Here is a 26,563-nt window from a genome sequence, read left to right as displayed (position 1 = left end):
TCTAAATCCATCTCAGTAGTTTTTAATCGCTTACATTTTGCTAAATACTCTCTTCCTTCTTCAGTACTTTGTAATTCTAAAATATAAGCATTTCTTAAACTTAACTGAAAAATGTCACATGGCAGTTCAAGTGCATCATTTATAGAAAAATTACAATAGTCTGCAACCTTTTTGGCAGAAGGAAAAAATTCATATTCATACTCTTCTGTTTTACCCTTCTTAATACCAAATGTAGGTATAGAAGGGATTTCTAGTTTGGGTTTGAATTTACTTCTTTAACAAATTCCATATAGCTTTGAACTAATGCTAATCCTAAAGTTAAATCAAAATTTTCATCTATATATTCTTCAGTAAAAACTCTACCTTCAGTATTATGATTTAATATATCTAGTATCATTTTTGTAAATGTACCTAATGTCTTTTTTGCATCTTTTTGCTTTTTGAAAGTTTCTTCATATCCCATCATTTCAATTACCATCTTTTGCGAAGGTCTTTTTATATGTAAAACTTCTCCATCAAACAATTTAACATCCCATACTTTTTCTTTTAATACACTTAAATCTAACATAAACATTTCTCCTTTATTAAATATAAATTTTACAAAAAAAGGTAGTAAACTTCTTTACTACCTGTGATTTTTTACTCTGGGTCTACTTCTTTAGATATTTCTAAAAGTACCCCTTCAGCATCTTGTGGCATAGCTTGAAACTCTGCATCTATTACAGTTTCTTCTTCTGGATTAAAAGTTAATGTAAATCCATTTGAAGGTGTTCCAACCATAGTTATTCTTATTTTCTTTCCGTCAGATAGAGTATGTACGAATCTCAAAGCAACTTGTTTTATTCCCTTTACTCCTTTTCCACCTATTTTAACTACTTCTTTACCTTCAGACTTAGATTTAACTGCTCCTAAACAAATTAAATCTAAAGTATCTAAACACCATTTTAAGATACCAGTTTTAAAGATAACTTCTTCTTTAGTTATAAATCTTTCGATACAAACTCCGCTATCTCCAACAACTTCATAAATTTCTGGTGTGTAAGATATTTCTGCACCACCTTTAATTTCACCTATTTTGTTATCTTCAACTTCAAATGCTACATCTTCAGGTATAGGTGAACCCGGTGTATAAAGTGTAAGATATAAATCTCCACTACCTAGTGTTACAAACTCTTTTTTAGCTGCCATTACACAACACTCCTTTTTGTTATTAGTAAGCTAATAAAACTATGCACCGCATTCATATCAGGTTTTTCAATTGTCCCACTTGGTGCAAATTCTATTTTTAAAAAACCTTTGATTTTAGAACCATCTCCAGCTTTAAGTAATTCTTTTTTTATTTTTTTAATTGCTTTCTCACCATCTTCTAATCGTGAGGTAACAATAACTAAGTCTAATCTTATAACTTCCTTTATCGCATCATCACTTAAAGTTTTATAGGAATACTCTATTCCACTTTGACTTCTAGGAACAGGTGTTTTAGGAGTATTCATAACTCTAAGACCTGTACAATTTTCTATTACTTTTAATAAATCTACCATTTACAAGCCCCCGCAATTATTTTGCTAATATTATTCCATTCTTCATCTATTGCTTCTTGCATAAAAGGTTGCGGTATTTGTCCATTTGTTTTTATAACCTTACCATCTCTGTTTTTATAAAACCAAGGTGTTTTTCTTCCATTTCCACCTTTGGCATAAATACCAGTACCCTCGTGTACATAAGGTGCATGTTCTGCTGTAGCTGTTATAAAACCCTCAACCTCAGATCCATTATCTTCAACTTCACTTCCTATAGAACCTGCTAATTGTCCCAAATCTTTTGGTGCTTTATCTTTAGCAGTATCTTCTATTTTTAAACATGCCTTTTCCATTCCTGCTATAATAGATTTTCTAAGTTGCTGATTTATGAATTTATCTATACCTTCTTTAAACTCTTTATCATCAATAGTAACTGACATAATTAAAAACTCCTTAATTTTTTAAATTTATTAAGTTGTATTTTAATGTCAGGCGGAATTAAATTATCAGAAATTGCCTCGGTAAATTTATCTGGAGAAGTTAATCCTTCTACCCCTAATTTGTTCCATCTTAAAATAGTGAACTCAAGAATTAAATCTTCTAGTTCTTCTGTAATTTCATTCCTATTACGTCCAGTAAGAGTTAATATTTTATTAGTACATATATTTATAAGTACTTGAACCTTTAATTCACTTTGCTTATCTATATCATTTAAAATTTTAAACTTATCTAATATAGTCAAAATATCTACCTCCTATTTAATAAAAAAGGAGGGATATCCCTCCTAATATGTATTACTTATTTTTTGATTTTGCTTTTTCTTCAACTACAGATTCTTCAGCAGGTAAGCTAAATACAGCAGGATTTTTAGAAACTGTTAATTTAACACATTTCTTTTCATTCTTTAAGAAAGTAACATAGTGAGCATTTGCATAATACTCAGTTAAGCCTTTCTTAGGCACTCTGTCTTCTTCTATATTTACATTTCTCTTTAAGTCAATTCCTAAAGCACCTGCTTTAACTATTAAGTTGTTGTACTTAGTAGATTCTTCTTTAATTTTATTAGAAACCTTAACTTGACAACCACCTATTTCTCCTATTATTCCTTTCATAACAACTTGATCTCCCATTTGAGAAGCTCTTATGAAATTAGGATCTTTTAATAAAGTTGCCTTTTGATCAGTATTTATAAAAAGTACTTTTGGCTCATCATCTTCTTCTCCGAATAAAGCAACTGCATCAACAATTGAATCATAAGAAATTTGACCTGATGATGAAGCATCCTTAACAACAGAAGTTGTTTTTAAAGTAGCTAAAGAATCGCTGTCTATTTTATCTAATATAGACATTTCAAGTTGATTATAAGTTTCATCTATTATTTCTTGTCCTCTCTTATTAACATCTTCGTCTAATAACTGCACACCTTTACCAGCTTTAACGATTTTAACGTCTTGACTTGTTTGTGTCATATCTGTTACTGGAATTTCTGCACCCGGTTCAATTTTAGTAGCTTCTCCAATATATGCATATTTAGCTCTTGTTACTGTGTCTCCCGGTTGTCCTTGTAAGTCTGTGTTAACATCTGCTAATGCAGAAAATCTAAGTTTATTTGGTAAACTTGCTCCTAAAACTTCTCCCATAACTTTTACATCTACTACAGTATTTGACATAAATAAATCACCTTTCTACCTACTCTCCTTCGGTAGCCTTTCTTTTTTTTTAATTATTTTTATTTATATAAAATTTATGAAATCTACAATTAAAGTTTCATAAATGATTTGTACGCTTCTGGATAATCAGTTGCGAATTTTTGCTTTTCTAAAAATCCAAGCTTATTAAATTGTTCTTTAGTTATAGTCGTATTTGTAACAACTCCAACCTGTGGTGTTTTTCCTTTTAATCTTGTATCTACAGCTTGTTCAATAGCTTTTTGCCATTCAACTTCAAACTCTTTTATATTATTAAAAGAAGTCTCAGCATCTTCATTTAATAAATACTTTGAAAATTGAGTTGGTAAATTCTTAGAACTTAATTGTTTTATTACTTCAAGTTCCATTTTTTCTAACTCATATTTTTTCTTCATATCTTCAAACTCTTTAACCTTTTTTTCAAACAGAGCTTGTTGTTTTTCGGCTTCACTCATCTTCGCTAATTTCTCTGCTTCTTCTCTTTCAGCTTGAGCTTTCTTCTTTTCTCTCTCTAATCTCTTAGAAATTAAGTTATCTAACTCTTCTTGAGTAAACTCTAACTTTTTAACTTCTTCTTTAGTTTCAACTTCCTTACTTTCTACATCAGTAGTAACCTCAGTTGTTTCTATTGTGTTTTGATCTTGTAAATTTTCCATGTATAACCTCCGTTTTAAGTCCGTGTGACTATTAATTAAAGCCATGTTTTTATTAAAAACAAGTAAAAATTTGCATAAAAAAAGACATAGATTATTAATCTATATCTATAACTGGTGCATAACAACATCTGCATTGAGCATGGTTTGGCAAATGTGGCGCTTTATCAATTTCATATACTTTATCATGAAACTTTCCACATGTTTCACACCTTCGCTCATCTGGTGCAGTTATAATTTTAATTTTTTTAACTCCTTTAGATTTATATCTATCTAAAGTTGCATTATTAACTATATTAGCTGTTTCTGTTCTAATAACTCTAAGAGCATTATAAATTCCTTTATCCATTTCCTTTTGTAATTTCTTAGCCATATTAATATAACTTTCACCTTTTGCAAGTCCAATTACTATTATATTTTGTATATTATAGACAAGTTGTTCTCTTACATTCTTCCAAATAATTTCACTAAACATATGACCACTCCAAGGATACTGTATAGCATCTTCAATCACTTCTTTAGAAATTTTATCAAATTCAATGCCTAAATTATCAGATACCATTTTAGCAGCTTCTTTATAATTATTAGTTAAACTTTCTTTATTGAATTTTGTTTCTTCTTTTGCTAATTCAACAATTCTATCTTCTATTTGCTTCTTTATCTTATTAAGTCTATTGTATTTATAAGCTTCTGATAAAGAAATATTATTGCTATCCATATGTTTATAAAGTTCAGTCAAATCATTTTCAATTTCTTTTAAAACCTTATTATAAGACTCTATAAGAATTTTATTTTTCTTTTCCTGTGCATTATAAATCTTTTTCATGGTTTCAAGACTTCTTTTCTCCCAATAATCTTTACTCATTTATATCACCATTAGGTATAGAGTTATCTTTATAAGGATCAAAATTCTCTTCTTGTTTTTTTAATTCAATAGCTCTTTCCACATCTATTTCTAATCCATATTTATTTAATGTTTCAAATAAAATTTCATTAGGAATAGTTCCTGCTAGTTTAACTACACTATCACTAAACTCAACTAGATTTATAGGTAAATTTCTATTAAATTGTATTTCTATATCATTTGAATTAAAGTTATACTCCTTTATATTTAAGAAGTTGGTTATCAATTTAATTCTTTTCATTAAAGCCTTTTTAAACATTCTTTCTTTATTCTGTATAACTTGCTCTGTGCTAAAGAACTTTTGTTTAATAGCTGTTCCACTAATATTAGAGACATTTCCTATCTCACTTAAATCTGGAATATAACTAAATTTATGAATATCTTCTTTTAAATTATTTCTATGATTTTGAACTGCACTATCATTTAATTGCTTAGTAATATAATAAGCTTTTGCATTTTCTGGTAATAATAAAGTTCTATTTTCCTTTAAAAGTTTAATATCTTCTTCATTAGTCCCATCCATACCCTCTAAAGCTAATAAGCAATTTGAGAAATATGCAATATCATTACTTATATCTGCTAAGTTAAGATTATACATATCATTTAATGTGATAATTCCTTCAAAATCACTTGTTCTAAATCTATTATTAGCAAACTCTATTATAGGAACTTCTCCAAAATAATGATTTTCTTCATTAATATATGTAATTCCATCTTTATTCATCTCATAATGATATATAGTATCTTTTGTATACACATCTATTATTGTTTTTTCAGAATCAGTCAATATATCTTTATTAGTAAAATATCTTATAGCCATAAGAGTATTTTGTTGAACACTATTGTCATATACGAAAACTACACTATCAGTATCTAAATCAGTAAATTTTATATTCCCATCTTCATCTGCATAAACTAACTCAAAGGCTTGACCTTTGATACTAGACTTATGTGCTAAAGTGTGGTTCTCACTTGATTCATCATTATCTTTAAATATTTCATTTAATTTATCTAAATAAATCTTATTACTAGATGCATATGTAACTGGTTTCCCCATAAAAAATCCTGTTAATTGGTCTGTAGCATACTGACAAAAATTTGCTACTCCTTTATTATTTGGCTTGTCAGGATCACTTATAGTTCTATCTAGTATTTTATGTTTTCCTTCATAATATCTTTCTAATTGCTTAAATCTATTATTTACAATAGTTTTGTGATTTTCTATTAACTTTTCTATTAAAGCCGTGTTTTCAAAATCAAAATCATTGTTTAAAATTATCTTACTATTTTTAATTAATTCCAATATATCACCTCTTATACTCCTGATAACTTAATACTTCTTACTTTTCTTTCTTTTTTAATGCCTTGTCCAAAGTTTTCACATAAAGCTGTTAAACAATCTTCTAGGTCATCATGTTTGTTTTTACCACTCTTACTAAATGTAATTAAATGTTCCCAAGCTTCTCTCCATCTATGTTTTGCATTAGAAGGGAATAACACATGCTCCATTATCCACGGTGCTGTTACCATTATTCTTGTCCATTTATTTTTGGTTTGAGTCTTTTCTTTTATTATTATTTTGTTTGTATTATACTCATTTACGAGTATTTCATTTACACGTCTACTGAATAGTCCTCCTCCATTATTAGCTTCAAACATAGCTATAGTTACATCATTATCATAGAGAATTCTTGCTACAAGTCTTTCTGTAATTTCCATAGGTTCTTGAGTATAAAGTATATCTAATATATATAGTTCCTTCTGATAACATCCTGCTACAATACAAGCCAAATAGTCCGAACCTTTGTCAGCGGTGTCAATAAATGCAACTATACTTTCAAATCTAGGTTTCTCATATTCATCTAAAGGAATATCCTCATAGTGTTTTAAATCTTTATATAATACACCTTTAGCATCTATAGTTATCTGATTATAGTTAGCCATGAATATCAAATCTGACATTGATCTTTTTAAACTTTCGTATTTCTCTCTGCTTAAAACATCTTCACAAAGCATTTTTTCACCATCAAAAGCTTTCATGTTTATCTCTTTAAATGATTCTCTATCATCTTCCAACACTCTGCCGATTAAATCTTTTTTAGCCCACCTAGTTTGGATTATAATTGTAATTCCATCGCCTTCTAATCTAGACATTAGGGTATCAGTGTAGCATTGATAAATAGCTTCTAAAGTATTTTCATTTAAAGCTTCTTCAGCATTCTTTACTGGATCATCGATTATAAGAATATTACAACCTCTTCCAGTAAATGAAGAACCAAATCCACCACCATAGTATGTAGAATACCCTCCAGAAACCGTCCAATTATTAACAGATGAATTACCCTTTTTAATTTCTACACCAGGGAAAATATCTCTATAAACTATTTGTAATTCGTATGCAGCTTCTGCCATTATTAATTCTCTACAGTTTCTAGAAAATTCCGTTCCTATTAGCTCATTATATGAGGCTGTCATTACTTGAGATTTAATATCCTTACCTATGCACCAACCTGTAAATAATCCAACAGTTCTAGATTTTCCATGTCGAGGGGGCATAGATATAGTTAATCCTTTTTCTTTAATCTTTCCTTCATAAACATCTTGTAGAGCATTGGCTAAATCTTTTAAATATGTACGTTCTTCTTTATAAAAATCTGGTGCAATTGCTTTGCAGAATTCCCAAAACGATTCCCTAGCTTTTCTTATTTTAAGTTCTCTTTTTAATTTTAATCGTTCTATTATTTGTTGTTTAGTTAATTGTTGTTTACTTATATAATTACCTCCTTTCATTTTAAATAAAAAAACAGTTATTAAATAACTGTTTCAATTAAAACTTTAGCTTTAATATTTCCTAAACATTTAGCTATAGTAAGTCTATGCTTTCCATTTCCAGAAATATAATATTCATTATTTATCTTAATTACTATAGGAAGATCATACTCTTCACAATTAATTAAGAAACTTTCAAATGAATTCCTACCATCATATAGTTCAAAATTTCTTCTTTTATGAAGAGATTCTAATAGTTCTAACCAATTCTGTACTCTATCACATGGTCTATCAAATAATCCAACTATTTCATCTGTATTAATAGTTTTTATTTCATTTCTGTATACATCAGATTTTATTAACTCTTTATCAATACTTTTGATTTTTTCATTTTTTAATTCTTTTACTCTAGAATCGCTTAAATCCAAAACCTCTATTCTTTCTTTCAATGTGTTAAATCTTGTATATTCTTTCGAGTTTCTTTTTAATATATCTGATAATGATTGTTTCATTAATTATTCCTCCTTAGTATAGTTAATTAATTTTAATTATACTAAAGATTTTGAAAAATTTGAAAATTTTTTTGATGTCTTTTTTATAGCAAATTCCACCTCAAATTTAATACCCCCTCCCCTTAGCCTTAGAGTTTTTAGGCATGAAAAGAAAGACTAGAGTTTAAAATCCACTCTAGTCCTAGCCTTCAATTATTTTCAAATATTTATCTAGTGTAGGTCTACTTACATCACACATCTTAGCATAGTCTGTTTTAGTTATAGACTTATTCTTATATAACTTATATATGTCTTTAACCTTAGCAGGTACACTTTCTATAGTTAATGTTGGTCTTCCTATTGTTTTGCCTTTAGCTTTAGCATTTGCCATACCAGATTTAACTCTAGCACTAATCATATCCCTCTCTAGCTCTGCAAATACTCCCATCATTTGTAGCATTGCTTTAGCCATAGGATCTAATTCTTTTCCTGTACAATCTAATATAAAAGTCCCCATAATAAGCTTTAACTTTTTATCTTCTGCAAATTGAATTATATTTATAAGCTGCTTAGTACTTCTTGTAATTCTTGATACTTCAGTGCAAACAATAGTATCTCCTTCTTGAACTGTATCTAATAGAGTATTTAAAGCTTCTCTATTCTCTTTAGTTCCACTTTCATACTCTTTAAATATACAATCTACTTTATCTACCAAAGATCTTATATCTCTTTCTTGTCTACTTATATCTTGTTTGGTCTCATCTGTACTACATCTTAAATAGCCATATACTTTACTCACAATCCATACCACCTTTTATTTAATTCACTACAAATATATTACCATATATTGCATGGGATTGTAAAGTAAAAGGTTGGATATTTTTCTTTACAAATAAAAGTTTTCTAAATGGCTTTAATAGGTACTAAAAGTATGAATTAAAAGATAGATGTAAAAGTAAAGTTTATCAAACGTTTTTCTTTACATCTAAAATCAAATTTTCATTACTCTAATTCTTTTAATTTCTTTTCTAATTCTTCATCAGATAAGTTCTCTAAATTAGAATCAGAAGTAATGGTAACTTCTTTTTTCTCTACAAACATTTGCTTGTATTTACCTAATAGCTCCATAGCCTTTATCTTATCACTATTTCTTGCTGTCTTATCAGTTACTATACTCTTTAATCCACTTACTATCTCACCTATAGTAATATCAATATTATCACAATATTCATCTAATAATCTATTGATATACTCTTTCACGTTAGGATTTGATAGGAGATCACTAGCACTACTCCTAGCAGCATCATAAGAACTATCTGGATAAATCTCCATATAAGCTTTAGTGGCATTTAATTCTTTTAAATATTCTACACAAAATCTTTTTTGTTTATCATTTAATTTAATTTTAATCGTGTCATTTATAACTTTAGCCATATACTTCTCCTTTCTTAATATAATAAAAGCTCAGAATTACTTCTGAGCTTTTTTGTTAGTTTTATTCTCTTTTTCTTCTAGCTTTTTTTGGACTTCTTCAATGTTCATATCTATTAACCCAATCCTAAGATCTATATATTTATTCATATCTTCAACAATTAAATCTCGAATTAAGATACTAATAATAAACAATATTGCAGCAATAAAAATAGTAGCTATTCTAAAACTAGACCAATTATATATTTTAATAAACTCTCCTGTCAATTCAATATTATCAGGAAATTTTTCTATTATTTTTCCTAAATTAGACATATTAAACCCTAAAAAACTTATAAATGTAGCTACTATAGTCATAATTATAGTTAACATAGTATTAAATTTACTTTTTTTCATTGAAGATAATGTTAATTTCTCATATTTTAATCTTAAAATAAATGCCTCGTGACTTTCACCTTTATTAATTTTAGGATTCAATTTTTCAGTTTCATTTATCTTTGATTGCAAATCTTTATTAACCTTATTTTCTAATGATTCTTTTAACTTTAAATATAATTTATTAAACATTTTTATATAGCATTTATAACTTCATCAATAGTTTGATATTCTTTATCATCTTTATATAATGAATATCTATATTCTATATTATTAAAGTTATTTATGGTATCAATATAATGAGCGTTATTTGTTTTTATATCATTAATCATATTATTTAATATTTTAATATCATTTATTTTATTTACAAATTCTTTATAATTACCTATATGTAAACAATCATTTTTATATTTTATCATTTTTTTCCAAATTAATTTACTTGAATCTTTTTCCTGTGGTTTTAAAATTATTGAATTATATATTCCATTTGGTCTAATTATAATATTATAGTCTGCTAAAAGTTCATCATCAGATTCTAACGGAATTAGTTCTATTTCTGTGTTTCCGTTCTTATAAAATATACTTCCAGTAAACGCTACTGATCCGTCTTTGTTTATATGTGTTCCATTTTCTTTTTCAAATCCACTATTAGTTAAATATTTGTCTAAATCATTTTTAATTTGATTTTTTAATTCTAATGCTTTTTTTTGACTTAAATTACATAAATCTTCTGAAGTTTTAAGAAATTTTTCAAATTCATTTATTGTCTTCTTTTTTAAAGCATCCAAATTAAGCTGTTCTTTTTGTTCTTTATTATTCTCTTGTACTATTTTTGATAAATCCATTATTTATCATTCCTTTCCTTTTTATTAAACAAGACTATATAAAATATATAGCTTGTCCTAATAAAAAGATTATCACACCTTTACAAAATATTCAAATTTATTTAATTAAATACATATAAACTACTTAACTCCATTTAAACTTATAGTATAGTCTCCATCTCCAATAGATTTAAACCTTAAATTATATATCTTAAATCCTTCGTAATTTCTCTTTAACTCTAACTCCCAGATTTCCATCCAGTCACTATCATTTATCTGCATATAAAGATTCCTACAAGTTCTTTGTATAAGCTCAATTTCAAGCTTATAGATACCTTCTCCACAATCAATAACACTTTCACCACTTTTCTCTAATAAATACATAGCAAATGGCTTTCTACCTTTAATTTCTTCACTAGAGTTAATTGGATTTACTAACATAAAGAATTTATCTGTAGTTATTTTACCTGTCATGCTTGTTACTTCTAGTACAAAGTCTACTATTTGTACATTAAAAGTAAACTCAAAATCTAAATCTATTTCTAATTCATTTCCAATTACATTAAATCCAGTTTCTTGTACATGTTTATCATTTATTAATTTAAAAGTACATTCATTTAAATCCACACCTAAATTAGTTAAATCTAATATAAGCTTAACTGAATCCCCTTTATTTACACTACCTAAATTTAATAATCTATCTGTTAAAATTCCACTTAATATTTTTTGCATAACTACCACCCCTTACAAGCCCAAGTAACTTTTGCTCCTTTAGTATGTACAATACAACTATGTACACTATGACTCCCCATATCTATGCCAGTATCAGTCATAACAGGAACTATATTACCGCCATTTATTTGTATTTTTATATCAGTTTTTCCTTCATTTATTATCTGAAATCCAATAACATTTACTAATATATCACCATGCCTACCTATTGCTTCAGGGGTTAAGATTTCTTGTTGATCTTTATCTGTAGTTATTGTATCTCCATATAATTTTTTATATAATACCATAAATACCTCCTAAACAAACCACATTTTATTTACTTATTTTCCATGGTATAACATCCACCACTTTACCATTCTTATTAAATAGCAATAACACATAGTTCTTTTTAGATACTTCCTTATTCCTACTCACTTCTCATTCCCATCTCCCTATTTAAATTAAAAGAGCCACTATTTCTAGCAGCTCTAAGAATTCTAATTGATATTTTCTTTATAAACCTTAAAATCATGATACTTAAATTCTTCTAATAGTTCTTCTCTTCTTTTCTTATCTATATCTTTTATTGAATCAGAATTTTTATATGTGTTCAAATCACCCATCATTACATTTTCTAAAATTTTCAGTTCATTTTCACTATTTACAACATCTGCTAAATCAACAAATTTAAAAAATTTCCAATTATTGTTTTTAAACAATTCTCTTGTTGCAGACACTCTACAATTCATGTGTGCAGAAACTCTGTTTACCATAGATGAAGTAATCCCAGAATACCTGATGACATTATCTTTATCTTCTATAATATATAAATAAAATGATTTATTGTTTTTATAGAACCCTCTATGATATTTATTATAGTGTTCTGCATTGCACTCTGCACATCTTTCTTTCCTTTTACTACCCGCTGTAACTATACTTCCACAATCGCAACATCTAATAAAAGTTTTTGATGTAAAGAAACCAAAATTTTTTAAAGTATCATTTAAAGTCACCTTTTTACAGTCCTTTAATTTACCATTTTGATAATCTTCAAGTATTGGTGTGTATATCTTCCCACCTACTGCTATTTTTGTTTCTCTTTTTTCAAATGTTTCTTCTCTTCTCATATTCTCATACCTCACACACTTTTATTTTTAACTTACACAATATGCACTTTTAATAATTAAATATTTCTTCGTTTTCTAAAATTCTTATTCTCTCTTTATTAAAATCTATAGCTACTACTTCAAGTTTTGTCTCTATTACTATGTTTTCTTGATCTATAGTATAGTTTAAAAGCTCTTTTAAATCTGCAATTATATGATTTTCATAAAACAATAACATACTTATTCTATCTACCCATAGATCCATTTCACTATCTTCTAAATATCTAATTAAAAAATATAATTCTTTACTTATAGTTCCTATCTCAATGTCATCATTATATAAGCCTTCATTACCTATGATATCTTTCCATTCTTCTTTCACTCTCAACACACCTTTCATTAAATACTATGAAATTAACCATTCATAAAAAAGAGTGTTAAAGCGAGGGCTAAAACACTCTAAAAAAATAAATTTTAAAAACAAGAGATGGTTTTGCTGGAGGAACAGATAACCATCAAACTGCTCACTAATTATTAATATAATTAGATTAAACACCAGTTTTTTTTAGGAGGTGGAGAAACTGGTCAACCACACTATGTCATTTTTAGCAAAAGACATAAAGTCAAAAAAGAACTTTATATCTATTTGTGCATATTTAAATACACTATAATATATCTATAATAACTAGATATACTAACTGTATTAAAAACATTGCTAATTAAATTTCTTTTATTCTTACACATAACAAAATAAGAGATAGCTTCCGTTACTATCTCTTAAATGTGTGTTTTTAGAAATATAAAGAATTAAGAAATTAGGTGAAAACAAAAACTAATAACAAATTTTCTTTGATACTATTTTTTATTTTCACCATAAAGGACACAAGGTGACGTTAGGAGCTGTGTCCAAAATAATTAAAACTATCAATCAAAAATAACCTAGAAATTAATCTAAGTTCTTTATAACACTATCTATTATAATTTAATAAGAATTTTATACCATCTAAAGTTATCCTAGCCTTTTCAATACTCTCTACCTGATATTTCTTTTGAGTTTGATCAAAAGAAATCTTTGCTTCTTCTATCAACCTTCCGTTAAGCATAATTTCAATAATTTCTATATAATCTTTCTCAGATAGAAAAACAGCTTTACTCTTTGAAAATTCACAAATTTTAACTTGTAACCACTTTCTATCTGGGATTTCTTTTTTAATTTTATCTAACTCTTCTAAAATTAATTTAATAAGATAACTTTTGCTAATCTCAACCTCTAACTTTTCTTCCATTATATATACCTCCTAATAATAAAATCTTTATATCTATAAAATTCTATTATTATATTTATATTCCTTTAAAAAATAATAACATTAACCATTTATTTACTAATTTTATCTAACTAGATTTGAATTATTCGCCTTTTATTCTTTTATATCCTAATTCAATAAATCCACACCTTTAGAATATATTATAATATTAAGTTCTAAAATTCCAAAGGAGATATATCATGAAAAAATTATTAGTAACATTCTTGGTTGGATTAACAATGATAGGATTAGTAGGATGTGGTCAAACTCCAATAGATGTACAAGAACCAACTAAACAAGTACAAACAGAAGAATCAAGAGAACAACGAATAGCAAACAAAGCTAACAAAGCATTAGAATTACTATCATTCCAAACTGCACCAGATGGTCAAAAATATTCAGAAATATCTTCAACAGAATTTGAACAAATAAGAGGAATCTGGGAAGTATTTGGAAATGGAAATTTAGATGAAATTGGTAGATTAATAAAAGCAAGAGAACCACTAACAAGTATAAAAATGACAGCTTTATACTATGAACAGTTTACAGGAGCAGAACAAAAAGAAATTGAAGCAAAACTAGACAAAGTAATAGAATTAGGTTCAAATGATGTAATAACAATATTAAATTCAGAATCAGAAGTTGAGCAACCTAAAGGAGAAGAACCAAAGGTAGAAGAACCTAAAGTTGAAACTCCAAAAGTAGAGCAAGAGCAACCACAACAGCAAGATGACACAGACACTTACAAACAAGTAATAGGACGATGTGAAGATTTTGTAAAAGACGTAAACTTCTTAGCACCTCAAATTGAAACATCAAGTGATGAAGGAGATTTTAATACAGTAATAAGTTATTGTAATACATTATTAGATTCATATCAAGATTTAAGAGACTATCAATTAGGTTCAGATTTATGGGTACCAGTAGATGCTATGATAAATAACATTAGTACAATAAAATCTTATGCAGAACAAGGAGATCCTAAAGGAGTATATACATTCTTAGTAATGTTGCAATCTCAATCAGAAGCCCTAAAAGCAGCACTATACTAAAAATTGTACAATCAACTATTATAAATATATATTATAATAGTAAATAATAAGAAAAGGCATAAGGATTTTCTATAATCTTTATGCTTATACATATAAAAAATATTAAGGTTATGCTTAAACCCAAAAGCAATTATGAGAATATTATACTATTGAAAACTAATCACTCTTCCCTTATCGGTCGAGTTCTTAGATGGGGGAAACAATGTCCGCTAAAGCGTCCATTTTAAGAGTTTTCCCCCACCCCCCCTTTACTCTGTTAATTCATATTTAATAATCTTTAATATAATTAGATATAATGAGCTATAATTATAAGAATGTATGACTAAATATAATGTAGTTATAAGAATATATAATTTAAGCTCTTAACTATTTACCAATAAAATAATACTTTTATAATATATACTTTACTCTACGAGGTATAAGGTCGAGCTAAAGCTCTCCCCGAACTCCACTTTTAAATCCCTACAGAATTTAAAACTGAATTTCGATAAAACAACTATTATTTTTTAAAAAGAAATACCCCTTTTTTATAGGAACTATTTAAATAATAAATAATTCAAAAAATAGGGGGTAAAAGCTATTATTAATTATGAATTTAAAAAGTTGGCACTTTGAAATGTATAATAAATATATTAATTATTATACCTTTTTAAAGTGCCAACTTTTGATTCTTATATTTCTATATAGTTTCTAAAACCTCATCTAAATCTCTACAAAATTCATTTGTCTTTTTTCTATTATTAATATTATCTTTATAATTGAAATATTCATATTCCTCAATACTATCTCTATTAGAAAAGTTATCTTCAATACTAACAATATTCTCAATGAGATTATTTTGTTTCTTTTCAATTTTATTTCTTACTTTTTCTAACTTTATTACTTTCTTTTGCTCTTCTTCTATTAATTTATTTTTATTTTCTCTGTTCTCTTCATATTTTTTTATTATTTGTTCATCTAACTTTAAATCATATTTTATTAAATCTATAAGAACCTCAGTTAATCTTTTTTCGTTACTTTCTTCTTCATCTATACCGAAAACCTTACTCATTTTATCCTTTGATTTATTATTAAGTGAAACTCTTTTTTCTTCTATGTATTCCATTTCTATATCTACTGCTGCTGAACCATAGATAATTTCATAAACACTATAATAATAATTCCAACTATTAGGTAATTTATCATTAACCTTTTTATTAAATTCTCTATATTTCCCACTACCAGCTAAAAATAAGGCTGTAAGGTCTTTTAGTTCCATTTCCTTAAGTGATCTTTTTTGTGCATTTAAAATCATACTTATTTCATTTTCTGTAGCAAGTCTATATGAATCTCTAGTTTCACCATCTACTTTAATATTCTCACAAATCTGCCATTTTTCTTCGTACTTTATAACACTTCTTTTTTGTAGATTGTTTAATGCTCTTTTTATTATCTTCTTAAATTCACACCTAGATGTGTTATAAAAATAATGTATAGCGCTTAGTTCTATTTTTAAAATATCACTTAATTCTTTTTTTCTATAATTACCAACTGTATAAGTATTATTCACCAAACCTAGTATGTTAATTAGTTTTGAAAAAGACAATAATACTTTATTATCTGCTTTTTTATTATTAGAAATATATTCAACCAGTATATCTCCAATTTCTTCTACATACACATTATTATTCCCATTTATTCTACCATCAACTTTCGGTAAAGGAGTTTCAAATATTTCATCAATTACAAACTTATTACCTTCCTTATGGTATTCACAAAATCTTTCTAAATCTTCTAATTGTATTTTTTTAGATTTCCCACTCGTAACCTTTATTTCTAATAAACTACATAACTCTTTATAATTTTTTATTACTATTTTTTCTTTTAAATTCTCAAATTTCATAACTCTCAACCACTCCATATTATTTTGTTTGACTCTGATAATAATTGTTATCAGAGTCAAACTCAATTTACTTTTTAGATTCTTTCATTTTTTCTTCTAATATTTTGTTAAATAATTCTGGATCTTTATCTGTTGAATTATTTTTATTTTTTTCATTTTTTTTATATTGTTTTTTATTGAAATTATTTCCTCCTAAATTAACACTTACATTAACTCCACCTATATCTGATACTCTCATAAAAGTACCTCCTTTAAATTTTTTCTTTAACCTATATATTATTGAAAAAATAAAAAAAATCCTATATAAATTTAAAAAATATTATTTTTTTAACAAAATTTATAGATTCTTTTTATTTAAGATACTAAAAATAATGTTGCACTTTTATTATTATTTTCTATATGTTTTATCTTAAATTCTTTTCCTAAAGAATTTTTAATTAGATCTATATTTAACTTTTTATTATTAAATATAAAACCTAACTTTTTATCTTCTAAGTTAGTTACTATGAATTGCTCTTTGTCTTTATACTCTTCTAATGCAATTTTAATTTTCTTATCTTGTGTTAATTCTTCCTTAATATCTCCGATACGAATATTTAGACCATTAGTATTAACTTTTCTTAATTTATCTTTATAATCTTTAGCAGTCATATCTCCTATTTCAACTAACATGCAATCTACTTTAGAATATTTTTTGAATAAAAACTCTATGTTTCCATCTTGATCTTCCACATAGTTAGTTCCCATCAATTTATTTTCCTTATTACTTAAAATAGCTTCTTCTAAAGTATTAAAACAAAAATCCACAATAAATTTAGAATTGCATTTAGCATTTATTATTGCCGCTGCTATCGCTCCTGCTTCAAACATTTTCTCTATTTTTAGAATTGTTTCAATAGCTTTTAAGTTGTATTTTTCTAAATTTTTAAATCTTTCTATTCTTTCTTTCTCTGTAAGTTTTTTATCTTTAGATTTTTCTTCTATAGCCTTGTACCTTAAGGTAACAGTAGTAATAGCATCATTATATTTGCTATATAACTTTTTAACTTTTGCATTACATTTTTCATTCTCTTTAGCTATAGATTCTAATATAGAATACAGCTTTCTTTTAGAATTATCAGATGTTTTTTCATTTATTTTTGATATAAGTTCCTTTTGTACTTTTCCTGCAAATTTATTCATTGCTGTATATTGAGTGTGACTGCAATCATCCCATGCTACTCTATTTTTATTTTCAAAATTCTTACTCCATTTTGAATAATAAATAAAGTATGGTTTTTTATTCTGTCCATTACTTTTACAAAAAGTCTTACAAGATTTTAAATCATTTTTATTTGGAAATACTAATGTCTTAGGTGCATCTATAGCACGTTGAGTTTGATAAAGTGTATAATAAGCTTCTTTTAATGTTTGTTCTTTATAGAAGTTATTTATAATACTATTTCTTATATGTTCATCTTTTAACTCTTCAACTTTTCTAATACTTTTAGACTTTAATCTTCCTTCTAACTCCTCTTTAAAGCATTCATTTATTTTTTTATATGCATCTCTTACATCTGTTAAAGAGGAATTCGCATCTTGTATAACTTCTATCAGTTTATAAACTTTTAATTCTCCATCTGTTTTACAACTAGATAATTTAGAATAATGTTGTATATAACACTCTCTTAATTCTTTCCATGTAAAAAAATGTACATTTTTATTTTGATCTCTTTTTGCATATTCTAACTTCTGTGCAAAGTCTGAAATTTTTGTAGCAATGTTACTTATTTTACCTATTAAATTTCCCGAACTTCTAAGAATACATAAATACATATTTTCTCTTGTATATTCCATCTCTACCTTTTCACCATCAGCTATATTTAAAAAGTGTCTTCCTTCTTTTGGTGGAATAACTGCATTATAAATAATTTCATTATCAATTATGCAATTATAGATATCTCCGTCAAAATCTGCTCCAGAGCTTGTCATAGCAGTATCATCGGCTTGGTTCATAAAGAATAATTCTTCCGTGTGATTTCCAAAATACTTGTCTAATAAATTTGTTTTAACTAACTTAATTTGATGTGCTTCAGAAAATACAGCCATTGGGTTCCTAGAAATTACAACTTTGTCTGATTCTTTACCTGCTACATAGAATTCTCCTACTTTAAGTTCTCTAGACTTTTCTATATCTCTATTCATAATCCATCTTAAATAACAAATAGGATCAACCATTGCCATTTTGTAGCTTGCATTTTCTATATACATCTTTCCACCTGCTAACTCATGACAACTCTTCTTTATAAGTGCATTTATATTTCTTTGCACAAATTTTGTACTTACAAACTTCTCATCAATTTGTAATAATCTGTGTGCTTTTGTAGAAGCAGCAAGTTCTTTACTTTCTTCTTTATTCCTTTGTATATCGCCTAAATAAAGTCTTATAGCATCTATATCATGTTTATTAATCATTTTGTCATACAATTCAAAAGTAGGTCTTGCTAGTTCTTCTAAATCATTAGGTGTTAATGCTAAATTTAAAAGCAACTGATAATTAGATAAGTTATAACCTTTAAGCTGTTTTTTATTAACTTTCATGACATATAAACTTTCTAAATCACTTCTATAAGGAGCATATATTTCTTCAGCTAATTCTTTCTTGATTGCTAAGTTTATATCTGTAAATTCTTCATCCTTCCAAAGTCCAACCCACTTAACCATAGTTTCATTTAATACAATATCTGCTTTAGAAATATTAACTTTATTATTAAATACATCTATAGTTATAAAATCCCCATTCTCATCTTTCCAAAAGTAATCTGTTTTCTCATAGTTTTCTTTAAAAAACTTTTGAAAATCTGCTCTAACTAATAATCCTTTTATAGCTAATCCGTTATACATTCTTACTTGTGCAAAGTCAACTCTATAATCTAAGTTTAATTGCTGTTGTATTATCTTAGAACATTTGTCACTCATAAAGCCACAACCATCCGCAAAAGTATGTTTGACTGTTTTATCTTCTCTTTTTAATTCATTATTTTCTAATAAAAAGTATTTACTTGCATATGTATAATCAGTTTCTTTTAATATTACTATGTTTGGTTTAAAATCTATCTTATTAGCCGAGCTTGTACTTAAAGCCAATCTAGAACTTACCTCTTTGTTTATACATATATTTTTGCCTTTTAATTTATCCAACTTACCTAAGCTTATAAGCTGCTCATATAGATTTATAAATTTTTTATCTTCTTCTAAAATAAATAAGTATTCACATTTAGAATTTTCTTCACTATCATCTTTCTTTTGTAAGCTTGGACTTGTAACTAATGGCAAAAACAATTTATCTTCTACCTTTAATCCATTTAATAATATTTCTAAAGCTTCTGCTTCATCTTCTGGCAGCATTATCTTTATAATATTTTCTAATTCTTGCTCTTCCTTTAACTCAATCCCCTTAAATGTACAATATAATCTTAATAATATACTTTCATCTAAAACTATATTCTCCTTTTTAGCTAAATCCTTAATAACAAATCTCTTCATAATCCTAATTCCTCCTAAATTCTCTTTACTTTTTTATTTTTACTACTTAATTCGGTTATTGACTGTTTCTCACCATAAAGGAGTGGTAGCGACGGTAGAAGCCCACTCCATATATTTATTTTTTTGTATAAAAAATAGGCTGAAGGTACAATACCTACGCCTATGCATGTTATTTAGTTTTTAAAATTTTAAATGGTAAATAGAATATATAAAATGGAAGCCATATTGGAAATGTAAAGAATAGTATTATATACTTAAATACATTACCATTATAAACTCCAGTTCCTTTTTGAAAATCTCCTACACTAGCTCCTACAGTTGTTTTATTATAAACCTTATTGTAAGCTGCTTTCTTAGGATTATTTATCCAACCCATTCCCTTTTTACCATACACAGGATTTATACTTCTCTTAATTGCTCTTTTAGCCCTACCAGTTGTCCGTGCTTTAAAACTCTTTTTTAAGTTAGGTGTTCTAACTCCAAATTTCATACCCTTAACCCCTCTTACATTTTTAGTAAATTCATTCTATCATATTTTTAAAATTTAATCAGAATATTATATTCTGTTCGGCACAGATTAACTAAAAATTCACAAGTCGTTTATTTAACATTAACTATTATAAATTGATATAACTTTTCTCTATATAGTTTTTTAATTCTATTATTTTATCCTAGTATGTATGGGGTGTACCCAAAATTCCCAAACTGTTTAAATTGTTTTATAAATCTATCAATCCCCTTCTCTTTTAATTGTTCTTGAAGGATTTCTATCTCTCTTAAAGTTATTTGTCCACTTTCTAAGCCATAAGCTCTCTCTATTATCTTAACTAAAGCTATCTTATTATCTATAAATACTTTTAAATTTGTAGCTAATTGACTTAACACCTTCTCATTTCTCATATTTTCCTTAACTGCATCTGTATTTTCAAATTTCCATAATCTCATAATAATACCCTCATTTCATTTATATTTTTTTATTCAATCATTCCATCATGTCTTAAAAAACTCTTTTCGCTCTTTGTTAATATATCTTCAGTTAAAACATTCATAATTTTAACTTTTTTAAGATTTAGTACATTATTATAGGCGTAATATAATTGGAATCCAGTAGGTAATAATATACCTTTATAAGTTTTTATAATCCCAATATCACCTTCGTAATATTCATTTAAAATATCCTTTATCTTCTTATTATTCTTGTTCAGTTGCTTAATATTATTGGCTATAGTTTTTGATACAACAATTTTACTTGTATCATACATACAGCACATTATTTTATCATCTAGGCTAAAAGCATCTTCTTTTTTGACTCTGCCATCTAACTCTTTATTTAATTGCTCTTCTATAATTTCAAATCTTTCAACTAAGTTGTTTATTGTCATGTTTTTGGCTTCTTCCCAATTTATCTCACCTTTTTCATCTAACATTTTTAGAACTATATTTTTTATATTATTTTTTGCTATCTTTTTTAAGTTAGCAGTCTCTTTTATAAACTTTTTATATTCCAACTCCGTCATTTTGGATTTAGTTTGATTACACTCTTTACAAGATATTCTCCAGTTTGAAGGACAATCCAATCCACCACGACTTATTGGCATTGCATGATCTATAGTTTTATCTGTCCATTTTTTAATTGTCTTCCCACAAAATTGGCACACGTTATTTCTATACTTCTTAAAAGCTATCTTTTCTAAACTTAATTCCTTTTTATTTTCTGTATTTAAATCTATATTGTTATAAACTAAATTCCCTCTCATTTTTTACTCTCTCCCTTTTATACTCATTTTAATTTTTTAATTTTATACTTATTTACTTCTTTACTTTCTAAACTTTAGTAACTCATAAAAGATGTATTTTATTCTATATTTTTTAACATCTTTCTTTAGTAACCGATCTGTTTAAGGCATTCTTATAATAAAGGGAAGGTTTTATCGGGGGAGTTTCCTTCCCATATAGTGTGGCACACCTTAACCACAACTGTGTCACACTAATTTTTCATTCACAGTACTTATGCATTTCTAACTAATTATTCTCTACTTTTTTGTATGGTATAACCAACCGCTAATATATACCATACATTCCTAATTGCTCTCTCCTTATTTTTGTAAGATTACTTAACTTTAATTCGCAAATTTGTTTTTATTTACCTTACAAATATATATTATCAAAAGTGAATCACTTTGTCAATTATTTTTACGAAATAATTTAAATATTTTTAATTAGTGAATCACTTTATTTTTTTTAGAACATATTATATAATAAATTTAGAAAGTTGAGGTGTTTAGTAATGGCTGTAAAAGAAGATAACAAAAGAATAAGTGTTAAACTTAGTAAAAAAGAATATGAAGATATAGAAAAATTAGCTAAAGAAGATGCTAGATCCGTAAGTAACTATATGTACAAAGTAATAAGAGAACATCTAGATAAACTTGAAGAATAAAGTTTAAGGATTAGTTAAATCTAGTCCTTATTTTTTTGCAAAAAAATAAAGCTAAAAAACAATTCTTAGCTTTAAATATAATATTTCTTATTTTATCTATATATCATCTTTTGTGCCTTTTTCTTATCTGCCATTAAAAACTTAAATAAATCTTTACTATCCCATAAAATTAATTTTCCACTCATTTTGGCAGCTTCTTTCGCAGTATTGCTATATTTACCCGTAGTTATTACAATCCCTTTTTCAATATTAAACATATCCATAGCTCCGAGCAACTTCTGTAGTATTGGTCTTCCAACTGAATTGTTTTCATCAAACTTTTTACATTCTACATATATGTTATCATTTATTATTAGATCTCTTCCATAATCACCTGTTTCTTGAGTTAAAAAAACCTTAAAACCTTGCTTCTTAAATACTTCTGCACAAAATATCTCAAAATCTCTATCATCAAGATCATCCAAATCTGTTTCTTCTAACATTAAATCATGCTGTTCTTTTCTAGCTTTTCTATCTTTATATGTGATTTTATTTTTTAAATAACCTATCCCAAAATAAATTATATAGAAAATTATAGTAAAAATTAAAAGCAATATTAATTCTCTCATTTTTATCTTCTCCAATTCTATAAAAATAATTTTATTTTATTATCTCCAGCTACAATTAGTTTTATGCAAAAAAAGAGAGTTAAAAAATTAAATTAATAATTAATTAACCCTGAGGGGAAATATAAATATAAAGATATAGAATTGATAATTAAGCAGATTTCCTATTTGCAAAGATAAATATATTTTTTATTACACAATTTAGTGTTTCCTCATTTATATATTGACTTTTTAAGTAGGAATAAATAAAATGTGCTTCATTGATATATTTTTTATTTATTAGAGTTGGATCATTAATATTATTTTTTAGGTAGTCTTTAATACTGATAATCTCAGCTCTATTTAATTTTTGATTTTGCATAGCAACTTTAAATAACTGAGAAGCCTGTAACTTCAAATCTGTTAAATATTGTTGCTGCAAATCCAAAGTTTGTGTAGACTCTATTTTAGCTCTGGTTTTAATTTGCTCTTTAGCCTTTTTTGCATTAGGCTTTAGCCATACTTTTAATTTTTGCAGAAACCAAAAGTATGATATTCTGATTGCTCCAGACATTAAGACCAAAGTTAAAAGTTTGCCTACTATACCTAAGTCTTGCAAATAGATTATAGTGATTATACTTAATCCTAATAATAATATAAGACTTAGATAGTCGGCAATTTTGTGTACTTTTGTTGATAAGAACATATTAAGTCACTCCTTTTTTGGTTATAGGTTTTTCCCTATTTATTTACGGTGGAAACCGTTTTGTCTTTTGGTTTGTAAAATATTTTTTCTGTATGTTTTTTAACCTTATAGGTGATAAATCTACAAGGACATATAAATAATATTAATATATATGTATCACCAAAAGGGGGCTTAATATGTTTTTTAATCTTTTCATAGTAATTTGTTATTACTATATACAACCCTTTTGGCTTTATTGCGTGATTTATAGGACTTAACATGCACATAGGATAGACAGATGTTTCTATATATTAATCTACAATATACTGTACAAGCTAATCTTCAAATAAAAATCTTTCTAAGTTGGTGTATTTTAAGTCTGTATAAACTATATCAAACAAGTTAGAACTGTATCTTAGGTCTTTTGAATGAGTTGGTCTAGTTATAATTAAACATGGTTTTCGAGTGTCACATAGCTCCGTCAACTCATCACTTTTATAGAACATCTCATATCTTACTATCTTACTTTTGTCTGTATAATGGTTGAAGTCAACTTCAAGTATATAATTTACTAATATATCATCATACTTTGCCAAAACAATAGCATCTGGTTTAAGTTGCCCTTTCATCAAACTAACATTAGTATTAAACTCTAAAACTTCAAATCCCATTTCAAGTAGCTTTCTCCAAAAATCCTGTATAAATAAATTGTGAGGACTTAATTTTTTATTTGTATAATATATCTTTTCATCTGTATAAGAGTTACGATAGCTTTGCAATATCCCTTTTTTCTCTAGTGTCTGCATTCTTCTTGCTGCTACACGATATCTATAGTCTTCATTTTTATATTCGCCATTAAAAAATATACTACAAGCATTTTTTAAACTAATAGCATTATATTTCTCTATAAATTTAAGAACATTGTAATCTCTTTCTTTAAGCATAATTTATGCCCCCTTAATGTTTCTTCTTTTAGGCTTTTTCTTAGTTGTTTTAATATCAACTACATTATTCTCTATAGTATCATCTGATGTGTTTATTAAGCACTTTATCTTTTCTTCTTTCTTCTCAATTACATCTTCTATTAATACTCCCTTACGTGGAACAATTATATTCTTATCATATTTTTGTAGTTCAATTTGTGGTTGCTTAGATTTTATTATTGGAATAAATACTTTTTCATAAATTCCACTACCTTTTATTATGGCTTCACAATCATCTAATCGTGATGCTTCGGTTGTTCCGATTGTAATCTTACTATCTTGTCCTGAAAATTGTCTTAGTGAAACCATACACATTTGACTTCTTATTGTAGTGTTTATACTTTCTGCTGTCATTTTCTGAACCACACATACTATACTTATACTCATAGCACGACCTGCTTTAGCAATTCTTTTCAAGTAGCTTTCACATTTATTTTTTAACTCTTTTTCTTCGACTGTATCTCCTTCTTCTACCTTAAAAAATGAAAACTCATCCATGAGTAAAAATATTCTTTTATATTTTTTATTTGGATTATCTTCATTCCAATGTTTAACCGAAATATACCCGTACCTACTTATCTCTTTTTCTCTCTCATCTGCTATTTGGCTTATCTTTTCTAATATTACTAATGCTTCTGCTAAAGTACTTGCTGTCATTTTGCAAGGCTTACACTTGCTAAAAATCTTAGTCTCACCGTTTACAAGTTGAGTTATATAAACATCAAAATCATTCTTGTAGTTATATAATAGATTAGTAAAACTTATAAACTCTGCAAAAGTCTTACCTGATCCAGTTTTACCACTGTAGCACACATGTGGATTCTCATGTAACGAAATACTAAAAGAGTTAGTATTCGCCTTAAATCCGCATAGCCATTCATCACAAGTTAATTTAACTGGTTTAAATTCAAACTCAGGCTTTCTAGTTATTATTTCTACATTTATATCATCGCTATACTTTTCTTTTTTTATTTCGACCGTTCCCTTAAATGCAGTTTCTAAAGCAGATTCAATGCTTCTCAGAGCCATCCAATCACATCCGAGTGGTGCTTTTGTTTTAGCTAAAAATCCATATTCAGTTTTCTTATAGTCTTCCAGAGTAAAAGTATCGTTTATTTTATTTCTAATACCTTTTACATCTGCAAACTCTAAACACTTTTTCCATGTCTTTATATTTTCCAATTGCTCTATTTTATCTTTTTCTAACTTTATTTTCTCATTCTTTTTCTCTTTACTTTGCATATACCCATATAATGCCCCACCAAAGGCAGCAGATAACATAGCTTCAAGTAACATAAAATCAACTCCTTTTTAAGAATTTAACTTTATAAGCTTTATACTCTATATCTGATGAAAAAGCATTTTCTAAATAAGGAATTATTTTAATAAAGTTATCTTCAGACAGACCAATCGGAATCACCAATCTTGCATCAAATCCAACTTCAGTTTTTTCTATATCTTCTAATCCAAAAGTTATATTACTATTATTTAATTGTTGCTGTGGCATTTCTTCTATGGTCTTTAAAAATCTCTTTCTTACATAGGTTTCAAAGCTTGTCTTTTTATTTATAATTTTATTAGCTATACACCAAGCAGAAATAGTCGCTATTACTGTTAAAACAACTTCTCCTAACAT

33 protein-coding genes are annotated in these 26,563 nt (G+C 26.8%); 2 read left to right on the top strand and 31 right to left on the bottom strand.

Annotated features, from left to right (window positions below):
• Positions 1 to 250: 250 nt before the first annotated feature.
• The 20 genes from QP548_RS05100 to QP548_RS05005 all read right to left on the bottom strand — a co-directional run bounded on the left by QP548_RS05100 (position 251) and on the right by QP548_RS05005 (position 13,758).
• Entirely contained in the window at positions 251 to 568 is a 318-nt protein-coding gene (locus QP548_RS05100; protein WP_061428030.1) for a hypothetical protein, read from the bottom strand.
• Between the two features lie 71 nt (positions 569 to 639).
• A complete protein-coding gene (locus tag QP548_RS05095; RefSeq protein WP_061428032.1) occupies positions 640 to 1,188 on the bottom strand; it encodes a hypothetical protein in 549 nt (182 codons plus the stop codon).
• Positions 1,188 to 1,541, bottom strand: a complete 354-nt coding sequence (locus QP548_RS05090; RefSeq protein ID WP_061428034.1) for a hypothetical protein — start codon at positions 1,539 to 1,541, stop codon at positions 1,188 to 1,190. Before QP548_RS05090 ends, QP548_RS05095 begins: the two co-directional genes overlap by 1 nt.
• Positions 1,535 to 1,960: an HK97 gp10 family phage protein gene (locus QP548_RS05085; RefSeq protein WP_061428036.1), complete on the bottom strand. Its 426-nt coding sequence runs from the start codon at positions 1,958 to 1,960 to the stop codon at positions 1,535 to 1,537. The genes QP548_RS05090 and QP548_RS05085 overlap by 7 nt, the downstream gene beginning before the upstream one ends.
• A 2-nt stretch (positions 1,961 to 1,962) precedes the next feature.
• The gene (locus QP548_RS05080) at positions 1,963 to 2,262 is read right to left on the bottom strand and encodes a hypothetical protein (RefSeq protein ID WP_061428038.1); all 300 of its coding nucleotides are present in this window, start codon (positions 2,260 to 2,262) and stop codon (positions 1,963 to 1,965) included.
• Positions 2,263 to 2,314: 52 nt separating this feature from the next.
• Entirely contained in the window at positions 2,315 to 3,190 is an 876-nt protein-coding gene (locus tag QP548_RS05075; RefSeq protein WP_061428040.1) for a N4-gp56 family major capsid protein, read from the bottom strand.
• A gap of 89 nt (positions 3,191 to 3,279) precedes the next feature.
• Entirely contained in the window at positions 3,280 to 3,864 is a 585-nt protein-coding gene (locus tag QP548_RS05070) for a DUF4355 domain-containing protein (protein WP_061428042.1), read from the bottom strand.
• 94 nt (positions 3,865 to 3,958) lie between these two features.
• Positions 3,959 to 4,726 (bottom strand): minor capsid protein, encoded by a 768-nt coding sequence (locus QP548_RS05065; protein WP_061428044.1) that lies wholly within the window; start codon positions 4,724 to 4,726, stop codon positions 3,959 to 3,961.
• Positions 4,719 to 6,068 (bottom strand): phage portal protein, encoded by a 1,350-nt coding sequence (locus QP548_RS05060; RefSeq protein WP_061428046.1) that lies wholly within the window; start codon positions 6,066 to 6,068, stop codon positions 4,719 to 4,721. The genes QP548_RS05065 and QP548_RS05060 overlap by 8 nt, the downstream gene beginning before the upstream one ends.
• A gap of 11 nt (positions 6,069 to 6,079) precedes the next feature.
• Positions 6,080 to 7,555: a phage terminase large subunit gene (terL, locus tag QP548_RS05055; RefSeq protein WP_061428048.1), complete on the bottom strand. Its 1,476-nt coding sequence runs from the start codon at positions 7,553 to 7,555 to the stop codon at positions 6,080 to 6,082.
• Positions 7,556 to 7,575: 20 nt separating this feature from the next.
• The gene (locus QP548_RS05050) at positions 7,576 to 8,046 is read right to left on the bottom strand and encodes a hypothetical protein (RefSeq protein WP_061428050.1); all 471 of its coding nucleotides are present in this window, start codon (positions 8,044 to 8,046) and stop codon (positions 7,576 to 7,578) included.
• Between the two features lie 181 nt (positions 8,047 to 8,227).
• Entirely contained in the window at positions 8,228 to 8,824 is a 597-nt protein-coding gene (locus tag QP548_RS05045) for a recombinase family protein (RefSeq protein ID WP_061428052.1), read from the bottom strand.
• A 203-nt stretch (positions 8,825 to 9,027) separates the two neighbouring features.
• Positions 9,028 to 9,459, bottom strand: coding sequence for a terminase small subunit (locus QP548_RS05040; protein WP_061428054.1), 432 nt, complete (start codon positions 9,457 to 9,459; stop codon positions 9,028 to 9,030).
• Between the two features lie 36 nt (positions 9,460 to 9,495).
• The gene (locus tag QP548_RS05035) at positions 9,496 to 10,023 is read right to left on the bottom strand and encodes a hypothetical protein (RefSeq protein WP_061428056.1); all 528 of its coding nucleotides are present in this window, start codon (positions 10,021 to 10,023) and stop codon (positions 9,496 to 9,498) included.
• Between the two features lie 2 nt (positions 10,024 to 10,025).
• Positions 10,026 to 10,676 (bottom strand): hypothetical protein, encoded by a 651-nt coding sequence (locus tag QP548_RS05030; RefSeq protein WP_061428058.1) that lies wholly within the window; start codon positions 10,674 to 10,676, stop codon positions 10,026 to 10,028.
• A 120-nt stretch (positions 10,677 to 10,796) separates the two neighbouring features.
• Entirely contained in the window at positions 10,797 to 11,387 is a 591-nt protein-coding gene (locus QP548_RS05025) for a hypothetical protein (protein ID WP_061428060.1), read from the bottom strand.
• 2 nt (positions 11,388 to 11,389) lie between these two features.
• Positions 11,390 to 11,674, bottom strand: a complete 285-nt coding sequence (locus QP548_RS05020; protein WP_061428062.1) for a hypothetical protein — start codon at positions 11,672 to 11,674, stop codon at positions 11,390 to 11,392.
• A gap of 189 nt (positions 11,675 to 11,863) precedes the next feature.
• Positions 11,864 to 12,493, bottom strand: a complete 630-nt coding sequence (locus tag QP548_RS05015) for a GIY-YIG nuclease family protein (protein WP_061428064.1) — start codon at positions 12,491 to 12,493, stop codon at positions 11,864 to 11,866.
• Between the two features lie 49 nt (positions 12,494 to 12,542).
• Positions 12,543 to 12,854 carry a hypothetical protein gene (locus QP548_RS05010; RefSeq protein WP_061428066.1) on the bottom strand — a complete coding sequence of 104 codons (312 nt, stop codon included), beginning with the start codon at positions 12,852 to 12,854 and terminating at the stop codon, positions 12,543 to 12,545.
• A 586-nt stretch (positions 12,855 to 13,440) separates the two neighbouring features.
• Positions 13,441 to 13,758, bottom strand: coding sequence for a hypothetical protein (locus QP548_RS05005; RefSeq protein WP_061428068.1), 318 nt, complete (start codon positions 13,756 to 13,758; stop codon positions 13,441 to 13,443).
• 218 nt (positions 13,759 to 13,976) lie between these two features.
• Between QP548_RS05005 and QP548_RS05000 the strand changes: the two genes are divergently transcribed.
• Entirely contained in the window at positions 13,977 to 14,828 is an 852-nt protein-coding gene (locus QP548_RS05000) for a lipoprotein (RefSeq protein ID WP_061428070.1), read from the top strand.
• A 679-nt stretch (positions 14,829 to 15,507) separates the two neighbouring features.
• Here the strand turns inward: QP548_RS05000 and QP548_RS04995 are convergent.
• From QP548_RS04995 to QP548_RS04970, 6 genes are all read right to left on the bottom strand, one after another.
• Positions 15,508 to 16,710, bottom strand: a complete 1,203-nt coding sequence (locus tag QP548_RS04995) for a hypothetical protein (RefSeq protein ID WP_061428072.1) — start codon at positions 16,708 to 16,710, stop codon at positions 15,508 to 15,510.
• Between the two features lie 67 nt (positions 16,711 to 16,777).
• Entirely contained in the window at positions 16,778 to 16,948 is a 171-nt protein-coding gene (locus QP548_RS04990) for a hypothetical protein (protein WP_158024738.1), read from the bottom strand.
• A 116-nt stretch (positions 16,949 to 17,064) separates the two neighbouring features.
• Positions 17,065 to 20,235 (bottom strand): RNA dependent RNA polymerase, encoded by a 3,171-nt coding sequence (locus QP548_RS04985; RefSeq protein ID WP_061428074.1) that lies wholly within the window; start codon positions 20,233 to 20,235, stop codon positions 17,065 to 17,067.
• A gap of 169 nt (positions 20,236 to 20,404) precedes the next feature.
• On the bottom strand, positions 20,405 to 20,725 hold the full coding sequence (locus QP548_RS04980) for a hypothetical protein (protein ID WP_075808111.1): 321 nt from the start codon (positions 20,723 to 20,725) through the stop codon (positions 20,405 to 20,407).
• A 176-nt stretch (positions 20,726 to 20,901) separates the two neighbouring features.
• A complete protein-coding gene (locus tag QP548_RS04975; protein ID WP_061428076.1) occupies positions 20,902 to 21,180 on the bottom strand; it encodes a hypothetical protein in 279 nt (92 codons plus the stop codon).
• A gap of 29 nt (positions 21,181 to 21,209) precedes the next feature.
• The gene (locus QP548_RS04970; RefSeq protein ID WP_061427658.1) at positions 21,210 to 21,992 is read right to left on the bottom strand and encodes an HNH endonuclease; all 783 of its coding nucleotides are present in this window, start codon (positions 21,990 to 21,992) and stop codon (positions 21,210 to 21,212) included.
• A 530-nt stretch (positions 21,993 to 22,522) separates the two neighbouring features.
• Here QP548_RS04970 and QP548_RS04965 point away from each other — a divergent pair.
• Positions 22,523 to 22,675 (top strand): ribbon-helix-helix domain-containing protein, encoded by a 153-nt coding sequence (locus tag QP548_RS04965; protein ID WP_110002989.1) that lies wholly within the window; start codon positions 22,523 to 22,525, stop codon positions 22,673 to 22,675.
• Positions 22,676 to 22,767: 92 nt separating this feature from the next.
• Here QP548_RS04965 and QP548_RS04960 read toward each other — a convergent pair whose 3' ends face one another.
• The 5 genes from QP548_RS04960 to QP548_RS04940 all read right to left on the bottom strand — a co-directional run bounded on the left by QP548_RS04960 (position 22,768) and on the right by QP548_RS04940 (position 26,563).
• Positions 22,768 to 23,283 carry a restriction endonuclease gene (locus QP548_RS04960; RefSeq protein WP_057232701.1) on the bottom strand — a complete coding sequence of 172 codons (516 nt, stop codon included), beginning with the start codon at positions 23,281 to 23,283 and terminating at the stop codon, positions 22,768 to 22,770.
• A 148-nt stretch (positions 23,284 to 23,431) separates the two neighbouring features.
• On the bottom strand, positions 23,432 to 23,965 hold the full coding sequence (locus tag QP548_RS04955; protein ID WP_061428078.1) for a hypothetical protein: 534 nt from the start codon (positions 23,963 to 23,965) through the stop codon (positions 23,432 to 23,434).
• 314 nt (positions 23,966 to 24,279) lie between these two features.
• Positions 24,280 to 24,888 (bottom strand): hypothetical protein, encoded by a 609-nt coding sequence (locus QP548_RS04950; RefSeq protein WP_061428080.1) that lies wholly within the window; start codon positions 24,886 to 24,888, stop codon positions 24,280 to 24,282.
• A gap of 3 nt (positions 24,889 to 24,891) precedes the next feature.
• A complete protein-coding gene (locus QP548_RS04945) occupies positions 24,892 to 26,223 on the bottom strand; it encodes a hypothetical protein (protein WP_061428081.1) in 1,332 nt (443 codons plus the stop codon).
• Positions 26,224 to 26,227: 4 nt separating this feature from the next.
• Positions 26,228 to 26,563: a hypothetical protein gene (locus QP548_RS04940; RefSeq protein WP_061428083.1), complete on the bottom strand. Its 336-nt coding sequence runs from the start codon at positions 26,561 to 26,563 to the stop codon at positions 26,228 to 26,230.

The organism is Clostridium sp. UMB9555A (assembly GCF_030222355.1).
GTDB classification, from domain to species: Bacteria; Bacillota; Clostridia; order Clostridiales; family Clostridiaceae; genus Sarcina; species Sarcina perfringens.
This window is presented reverse-complemented; position numbering and strand designations above follow the sequence as displayed.

Excerpts from the sequence above, each read along its gene's own strand:
- QP548_RS05100 (WP_061428030.1), bottom strand. The coding sequence starts at position 568 with ATGTTAGATTTAAGTGTATTAAAAGAAAAAGTATGGGATGTTAAATTG.
- QP548_RS05095 (WP_061428032.1), bottom strand. The coding sequence starts at position 1,188 with ATGGCAGCTAAAAAAGAGTTTGTAACACTAGGTAGTGGAGATTTATAT.
- QP548_RS05090 (WP_061428034.1), bottom strand. The coding sequence starts at position 1,541 with ATGGTAGATTTATTAAAAGTAATAGAAAATTGTACAGGTCTTAGAGTT.
- QP548_RS05085 (WP_061428036.1), bottom strand. The coding sequence starts at position 1,960 with ATGTCAGTTACTATTGATGATAAAGAGTTTAAAGAAGGTATAGATAAA.
- QP548_RS05075 (WP_061428040.1), bottom strand. The coding sequence starts at position 3,190 with ATGTCAAATACTGTAGTAGATGTAAAAGTTATGGGAGAAGTTTTAGGA.
- QP548_RS05070 (WP_061428042.1), bottom strand. The coding sequence starts at position 3,864 with ATGGAAAATTTACAAGATCAAAACACAATAGAAACAACTGAGGTTACT.
- QP548_RS05065 (WP_061428044.1), bottom strand. The coding sequence starts at position 4,726 with ATGAGTAAAGATTATTGGGAGAAAAGAAGTCTTGAAACCATGAAAAAG.
- terL (WP_061428048.1), bottom strand. The coding sequence starts at position 7,555 with ATGAAAGGAGGTAATTATATAAGTAAACAACAATTAACTAAACAACAA.
- QP548_RS05050 (WP_061428050.1), bottom strand. The coding sequence starts at position 8,046 with ATGAAACAATCATTATCAGATATATTAAAAAGAAACTCGAAAGAATAT.
- QP548_RS05040 (WP_061428054.1), bottom strand. The coding sequence starts at position 9,459 with ATGGCTAAAGTTATAAATGACACGATTAAAATTAAATTAAATGATAAA.
- QP548_RS05035 (WP_061428056.1), bottom strand. The coding sequence starts at position 10,023 with ATGTTTAATAAATTATATTTAAAGTTAAAAGAATCATTAGAAAATAAG.
- QP548_RS05030 (WP_061428058.1), bottom strand. The coding sequence starts at position 10,676 with ATGGATTTATCAAAAATAGTACAAGAGAATAATAAAGAACAAAAAGAA.
- QP548_RS05025 (WP_061428060.1), bottom strand. The coding sequence starts at position 11,387 with ATGCAAAAAATATTAAGTGGAATTTTAACAGATAGATTATTAAATTTA.
- QP548_RS05020 (WP_061428062.1), bottom strand. The coding sequence starts at position 11,674 with ATGGTATTATATAAAAAATTATATGGAGATACAATAACTACAGATAAA.
- QP548_RS05015 (WP_061428064.1), bottom strand. The coding sequence starts at position 12,493 with ATGAGAAGAGAAGAAACATTTGAAAAAAGAGAAACAAAAATAGCAGTA.
- QP548_RS05005 (WP_061428068.1), bottom strand. The coding sequence starts at position 13,758 with ATGGAAGAAAAGTTAGAGGTTGAGATTAGCAAAAGTTATCTTATTAAA.
- QP548_RS05000 (WP_061428070.1), top strand. The coding sequence starts at position 13,977 with ATGAAAAAATTATTAGTAACATTCTTGGTTGGATTAACAATGATAGGA.
- QP548_RS04995 (WP_061428072.1), bottom strand. The coding sequence starts at position 16,710 with ATGAAATTTGAGAATTTAAAAGAAAAAATAGTAATAAAAAATTATAAA.
- QP548_RS04990 (WP_158024738.1), bottom strand. The coding sequence starts at position 16,948 with ATGAGAGTATCAGATATAGGTGGAGTTAATGTAAGTGTTAATTTAGGA.
- QP548_RS04985 (WP_061428074.1), bottom strand. The coding sequence starts at position 20,235 with ATGAAGAGATTTGTTATTAAGGATTTAGCTAAAAAGGAGAATATAGTT.
- QP548_RS04980 (WP_075808111.1), bottom strand. The coding sequence starts at position 20,725 with ATGAAATTTGGAGTTAGAACACCTAACTTAAAAAAGAGTTTTAAAGCA.
- QP548_RS04975 (WP_061428076.1), bottom strand. The coding sequence starts at position 21,180 with ATGAGATTATGGAAATTTGAAAATACAGATGCAGTTAAGGAAAATATG.
- QP548_RS04970 (WP_061427658.1), bottom strand. The coding sequence starts at position 21,992 with ATGAGAGGGAATTTAGTTTATAACAATATAGATTTAAATACAGAAAAT.
- QP548_RS04965 (WP_110002989.1), top strand. The coding sequence starts at position 22,523 with ATGGCTGTAAAAGAAGATAACAAAAGAATAAGTGTTAAACTTAGTAAA.
- QP548_RS04960 (WP_057232701.1), bottom strand. The coding sequence starts at position 23,283 with ATGAGAGAATTAATATTGCTTTTAATTTTTACTATAATTTTCTATATA.
- QP548_RS04955 (WP_061428078.1), bottom strand. The coding sequence starts at position 23,965 with ATGTTCTTATCAACAAAAGTACACAAAATTGCCGACTATCTAAGTCTT.
- QP548_RS04950 (WP_061428080.1), bottom strand. The coding sequence starts at position 24,888 with ATGCTTAAAGAAAGAGATTACAATGTTCTTAAATTTATAGAGAAATAT.
- QP548_RS04945 (WP_061428081.1), bottom strand. The coding sequence starts at position 26,223 with ATGTTACTTGAAGCTATGTTATCTGCTGCCTTTGGTGGGGCATTATAT.
- QP548_RS04940 (WP_061428083.1), bottom strand. The coding sequence starts at position 26,563 with ATGTTAGGAGAAGTTGTTTTAACAGTAATAGCGACTATTTCTGCTTGG.